The sequence below is a fragment of the Desulfobacula sp. genome, assembly GCF_030145145.1.
Classification (GTDB): Bacteria; Desulfobacterota; Desulfobacteria; order Desulfobacterales; family Desulfobacteraceae; genus Desulfobacula.
This window is the reverse complement of record NZ_JAQYWD010000080.1, coordinates 1-6,484: the sequence shown is the minus strand read 5'-3', so window position 1 is coordinate 6,484 and position 6,484 is coordinate 1. Positions and strand designations below refer to the sequence as shown.

Here is a 6,484-nt window from a genome sequence, read left to right as displayed (position 1 = left end):
AGACAGTTCCTCGCTGAAAGTCATTGTCGGTTTTGCCTGGCTGCGGACATCTTGCAATGGCTCAAGCTTCGCTGATGAGATGTGGTTGCGGCTGGTATCGATCAGGTCAACGTCCATGACATTGATCATGCGCCTGATGATTTCGTGGATCATTTGCCGGTCATTAATATCCCTGTGTTTTTCGATAACCTTATCGTATTGATCGCGGAACAGTTTGATTTCGAGCAAGTCATCAAAAGTAATCAAACCATATCTCAGGCCATCATCGACATCATCAACGAGAGGATCGAAACTCATTATTCCTTTAAAGTAAATTTTTGTCGTTCTACCAGATAGATAGTCTTTAATTTGTTTTTTGCTTAATCCACCATACATATACCGTCGGACTTGCATCATGGCAGTTAAAAAATTTTCATCTTCATCGTTAGCAGGGATACTCTGTCCTGCAAGAGAAGGTTGCTTAAGAGGTTGAATTAAATTTCGATATAAAATATAGGAAATTTGTTTTTTTATCTTACTAACAGATTTGTTTTTTATAGAGACTTTATCTACAGATAGGGTGTAGCCAAGAAAGTCCAAAGAATTTTTTGAAGATATCTCAGAATGCAAACCAGGTTTGGTTAAAAGATTGATACCTTCTGATTTTGTAGGATTTATTTTAACACTTGCTTCTCTCGAAAAATCATTGATCAGTAAAAAAGAATTACATATTTTCGAATATTCCGGCGACCATGCAATGGTGTCATCAGCATACCGTGAAAATTTAATTCCTTCTTTCTCTAGTTTTTGATCAAAACTCCAGCATGTTAAGTTTGCAAGGAATAGGCTTATAGAAGTTCCTTGAGGTATGCCAACACTTCTGCCTTTTAAAAAAGTACGAATAATATATTTTTCTTCAGGACTAATAAAAAATCCATTTTCGCCAAATTGCTCGAACAAATATTTATGCGATATTGAACCGAAAAAGTCTGAAAAATCAAACTCTGAAACGAATATTCGATCATTATTTTTTAGGTCAACTGCAATATCTTGGATGGCAAAATGCACATTTCTATCATTTCTGTAAGCATAAGAGAATGAGCTAAATCGGTGTTTATTTTTTGCTAATAATCGATTGAAAAATAATTTTGAAATAGCAGCATCAGGAATTTGATAAATTGTTACCTTGCGCTCACCACCCCCTGATTTGGGTACAGTTTTGATAAAAGGCTTATTGGGAGCATACTTACGAGATTTTATTCTTTTTGCAATTGAACGAGCAATACTTTTATGTTTTCGCCTTACATAAAAAGGGTTGTATTTTTTGTCAATCGTCCAATAGTTTGGTTTTCTAATTACTTTTGGCGGTACAAGATCACCGAGTCTTTTTTTATTTCTGAGAAATTCAGCATGAACATTATTGTGGTATTCATGATATCTTGCTATCAATTTCTCTGCTTCTAATTTGATGGCATTTGCAATTTTCTTTTCTAAACTCATATGATTTCCTTAAACAAAAAAACCTGAGCTTATTGCTCAGGCTTTTCCACGGTATTGACCCAGGCAAAAGTAAGTTCTCAGGTTGAAGGAGTGTTGAAACTCCGACCCCGCCATCACTTCAAATGATGGCTAAAACCTATCATTTCTGATTGGCAGAAGGTAACACCGTTCTTCCCATAAGGAAGTATATTTACAATGTAAGTTATTATAATTAAAATTTCAACACTTTGTGAATTTGCAAAAAAGCTAAAATTAAGTTAAGCGGCGCCGATCAAGGCGTCCGAGTGAGCGTAGCGAGTGTCTCTGAACTAGGGTCGGACCAAGCCACCTAGCTGGATGTGCGTAATAATGAGCAGTAAAGATGGCTATTTTCGGTCTTAGAAGCCCCTTTTTGATGCCCAAAAGGCCATTTTAAAAGGATCTCTGCCCCCCCCAAAGGTAGCCCCACCATAAGCTCGGTCCGAGAATGGACCACTCTGACATTTCCCCTTCAAACTGTACAGGCAAATAAGGGTAACGTCAAACGGACAAAAAAAAAGCCCGAAAACACTGACTGTTTTCGGGCTTTGCAATCCTCGGTGGATTTCCGTGGATTGTCGAATGGTGGAGGCGGCGGGAGTCGAACCCGCGTCCAAAAATGCTCCCCTCTCGTATCTACATGCTTAGTCCCGGGCTTTAAGATTCGCGCCAGGGGCCCCGCCGGAACCAGGGTCCACTGATGCTATCCTGCTAAATCTTATCTTCCGGCAGACAGGCACTACTGGAAGACCAGCCCGTTGAGTCGGCGCTCCGATCCGGTCTTACGGGCGAAGACCGGGGGAGCGGCACAGCAGTCTAAGCTGCCAGTGCGTAGTTATAATCGTCGGCGATTATAATTAAGTTCCATCAGTTTTACGAGCAGATAGAAGCTCGGCATGCAACGTAAAGCTTACACATCCCTGTCGAATCCGTTTCGCCCCCTTATTGAGTTAAAAGTTTGTAAAGTTTGTAAAGTTCGTAAAGTTTAAATATGTTTGAAATTTCATACTAGTTAGTGTCTGTCCCAAGATACCATTAATGCTGACAATTGGCCAGCTAGCAGCTTTTAGCAGTTAGCAGTTAGCAGTTAGCTTTTAGCTAAAATCTGATCGCTAATCGCTTATGGCCCTGTTCTTAAATCTTTTATTTATGGACAGGCACTAATTATCCTACTTCTTTATGACGCATAACACGCTGCAACTCGCGGTTACTCTGTTGTTCCTTAAGTGATGCCCGCTTGTCATACTGCTTTTTACCACGTGCCAGCCCCAGTTCAACTTTGGCTTTCCCATTTCCAATAAAGTAAATCTTAAGTGGGATCAGCGCAAGGCCCTTCTCTCGTAATTTACCAACCAGCTTCTTCAGTTCCCTTTTGTGGAGCAGGAGTTTGCGCACCCGTCTGGGTTCGTTGGGATTGTGGGTGGCAAAAGTGTAAAAAGAAATATGGACATTGTGGAGATAGAGTTCTCCCTTCTTATCGATCTGGGCATAGCCATCACGCAGGTTCGCCTTGCCGGCCCTCAGGGATTTCACCTCGGGGCCACGCAGTACCATTCCAGCCTCATAAGTACTTTCTATATGGTAGTCGTGAAAGGCTTTCTTATTTTTACAGACGACTTTAATCGCCCGATTACTACTATCTTTCTTACCCATTATATGAACCGTTCAGCTGGAGAGCAGCTAAACAGTTACTTTCCTAACTCATTTACAATTTTATCTTTTTACGAACCTGTTACTTCTGATAAGATTCAAAAAAACCAGGCATATATCAATCAGCTGTGACCCGCATGGCCTCTTGATAGGTTGTGATTCCTGCCTTGACCTTTTCCCAGGCATCTTCACGTAAGGTAGTCATTCCTTCGCGGATTGCAAGGCGTCGTATCTCGTCAGCACCGGATTCACCAGTGATCATTGACTTCATCTTTTCCGAGAGCGGGAAAATTTCAAAGATACCGCATCTCCCCTTATAGCCGGTTCCCCGGCATTTCCGGCATCCCTTGCCGCGTTTGAGACTATAGGTTTCGCGGTCCGCCACTGGAAAGCCTAATTTAAGCAGTTCCTCTCCTTTCATGGCAAAGGATTCTGAGCAATCGGAGCAGATAGTGCGGACAAGGCGCTGGGCCAGGGAACCAAGCAGGGTGGAGGAGATGAGAAACGGCTCCAGGCCCAGGTCGCGAAGACGGATAATGGATGAGACCGCATCGTTGGTGTGGAGAGTGGAAAAGACCAGGTGACCGGTCATGGCGGCCTGTACGGCATGGGACGCCGTATCCAGGTCACGGATCTCACCGATCATGATCACATCCGGGTCCTGGCGCAGAATATTGCGGAGGATGGTGGAAAAAGTGACATCGATGAGGGGCTGGACAGAAATCTGGTTGAACGCCTCGTAGACCATCTCCACCGGATCTTCAATGGTCACAATGTTTCTTTCCGGGGTGGCGATCTTTTCCAGGGTGGAATAGAGGGTGGTTGATTTACCCGAACCCGTGGGCCCGGTAACCAGGACAATGCCGTGCGGCGACTTGATAAACGAATTGTATACAATGCGGTCTCGTTTTGAAAAACCGAGCTTGTCCAGATCCTGAAAGATCACGTCCGGATCGAGAATACGCATGACCACCTTTTCACCAAAGGCTACCGGAACCGTGGAGACACGGATCTCGGCCTCCTTGTCACTGCTCATGGCAATTTTGATACGACCATCCTGGGGTCTGCGTTTTTCGGCAATGTCCATCCGGGCCAGGGACTTGATGCGGGCCACAATGGCAGAATGAACAGCCTTGGGCAAATTATAGATGGTATGCAAAGCCCCGTCTATACGGAAACGGATCATGCAGTTGTTGCGCTTGGGCTCCACATGAATATCACTGGCTATCTGATCCAGGGCATAGTTGAAGAGGTGATTCACAGCCGATTTAATATGCTGGTCCGAAGAGGATATTTCCTTGGCAGAGGAAATTTTGACAAACTGCTCCAGGTTACCGATATCAACAGAACTCCCCACGCCGGGAGCGCCAAACTGGCTCTCGGCAGCAGTGATGGAGCGCTGGAAGCCGAAAAATTCGGAGAGGATTTTCCGAATATCTGATTTTGGTGAAATATAGGGCTTCACCTTCACCTGATTGGCGTGCTCAATATCCTTCAATACCGTGGTGTTATCAGGGTCATAGATAGCTACTTCCAGGACGCCGTCCTGAAAGTTGAAGGGAAGAAGCATGTGACTGATGGCAAAGTTTTTGGGGATGGTCTTGGTGACCGTTTCAATATCCAGCTTGAGCGGATCCAGCTTTTTAAAGGGGATATTGCGGGACTGACTCACCGCCATAATGATAGTATCTTCATCAAGAACTTTTCCTTTCACACCCCCCGCATCCAGCTTGAATGAAACAATGATATCCACCAGGTCCGGAAAATTTTTATCAAAACCTTCTTCTTTCCCGAACTTTTTCAGCAGTTTCTGCCGCTGTTTTCCTTTTTCAAGGACGATAAACTGCCTCTGTTTGGGGGTGATAAGCCCTCTTTTGGTGAGCAGATCGAGCAGGGCGTCGCTGTTGAGTAGGGTCATGGGTGAGGTGTTTTTATTGTTATGCTAAAAATAGATGGCGTCGTAAAAACTCTTCATCTACTTCGTTGCTGCGAATTTTCTATCATTACGACGTACCTTAGTACGCCGAAATAATAGAAAATCCACGCGCCTCGCATATGAAGTTTTTTACTTAGCCATCTGCAAATTCACTTTTTTACGAGCTTGTCAAAATATTTGGAATAATTGAACCTGTGCTTCCTGTATTCTGTTCTTTTTTGGCCACTTAATCAAGAAACTTTTGTTGTAAGCTCTCCCCAGCACTCCATATTCGTCTGTTTTCTTCTCGGCGCATAGAGGGGCTGTTGTATCAAAAAGAAAACAGACGACTATGGAGCATTGGAAACATCTACAGTTCCTGGAGGGTAGAAAATTTAGATTAAATGGGTAAACTGTTCGCTTTTAACTCTGACAGCTATCTGGTATAAACTGGATAAAGTACAGTTTCAGTTTTTAATCTGAGTAATCTGAGTATCCGTAAAAATAAATGCTACCGATGGCTAAATAAAACTCTCCATCAATCATCACTTTTCAGGAACTACCCTATGTCATCCATTGTCAGTCAATTATACCGCAAAACCGCTGAGAACCAGGAATACTGCTTTAACATTGAATCCAGTCGTCCGTTGACAGAGACGGAACAGGGGCATCTGCAACTGATCCTGGCCGATGGTTTTCTGGCGGACTCTGTCACAACAACGCCTGTGCTCACCGGTGACCGGGTGGTGGAAGTTGGCCCCAGGCTCAACTTTGCCACGGCCTGGTCTTCCAACATGGTTTCAATATGCAAGGCCACCGGCATTGCCTGTGTCTCCAGGGTTGAGCGTTCCCGCAGGTATCTGGTGGATGCGGCAGAGAATCTTGAAGAATTTGTCCGGGACAATCATGACCGGATGACAGAGTGTTTTTACCCGGAAGCCCTTTCCACCTTTGAAACCGGAATTGAGCCGGAAGCTGTCTATGACGTGGACATGAAGGCAAAGGGCCCGGAGGCACTCCTTGAGATCCCCGGTATCTCCATGGACGAACGGGATCGTAATTTTTATTACGACTATTTTGTCAAAAAACATGATCGCAATCCCACCATCGTCGAGATCATGGATCTCAATAATGCCAACTCCGAACATTCGCGGCACGGATTCTTCCGCGGCAAACAGGTGATCGACGGTGAACTGCAGGATGAGACCCTTTTTGAGCTGGTCATCGAGACCTTGAACAAAAATCCCAAGGGGAGCCTGGTGGCCTTTAAGGATAACTCCAGCGTGGTCGAGGGACATGATATCCATACCATAATGCCTTCGAAACCTGGGTTGCCAAGCCCATTGTGTGAAAATGATGCCCGCTATCACATGCTTCTCACCGCTGAAACCCATAATTTCCCCACCGGCGTTGCCCCGTTTC

Annotated in this window: 4 protein-coding genes and 1 other RNA gene; 1 reads left to right on the top strand and 4 read right to left on the bottom strand. The window is 44.5% G+C overall.

Features of this window, described 5'->3' with window-relative positions:
- The 4 genes from Q1Q15_RS25220 to Q1Q15_RS25205 all read right to left on the bottom strand — a co-directional run.
- On the bottom strand, positions 1–1,479 hold a 1,479-nt coding region (locus Q1Q15_RS25220; protein ID WP_300465518.1), incomplete at its 3' end, for a reverse transcriptase domain-containing protein.
- 601 nt (positions 1,480–2,080) lie between these two features.
- Positions 2,081–2,439: a transfer-messenger RNA gene (gene ssrA, locus Q1Q15_RS25215) on the bottom strand.
- Positions 2,440–2,661: 222 nt separating this feature from the next.
- Positions 2,662–3,150, bottom strand: a complete 489-nt coding sequence (smpB, locus tag Q1Q15_RS25210) for an SsrA-binding protein SmpB (protein ID WP_300465516.1) — start codon at positions 3,148–3,150, stop codon at positions 2,662–2,664.
- Between the two features lie 115 nt (positions 3,151–3,265).
- A complete protein-coding gene (locus Q1Q15_RS25205) occupies positions 3,266–5,065 on the bottom strand; it encodes a GspE/PulE family protein (protein WP_300465514.1) in 1,800 nt (599 codons plus the stop codon).
- A gap of 563 nt (positions 5,066–5,628) precedes the next feature.
- On the opposite strand from Q1Q15_RS25205, the gene Q1Q15_RS25200 reads away from it, so the two are divergent.
- On the top strand, positions 5,629–6,484 hold an 856-nt coding region (locus Q1Q15_RS25200), incomplete at its 3' end, for a hypothetical protein (RefSeq protein WP_300465512.1).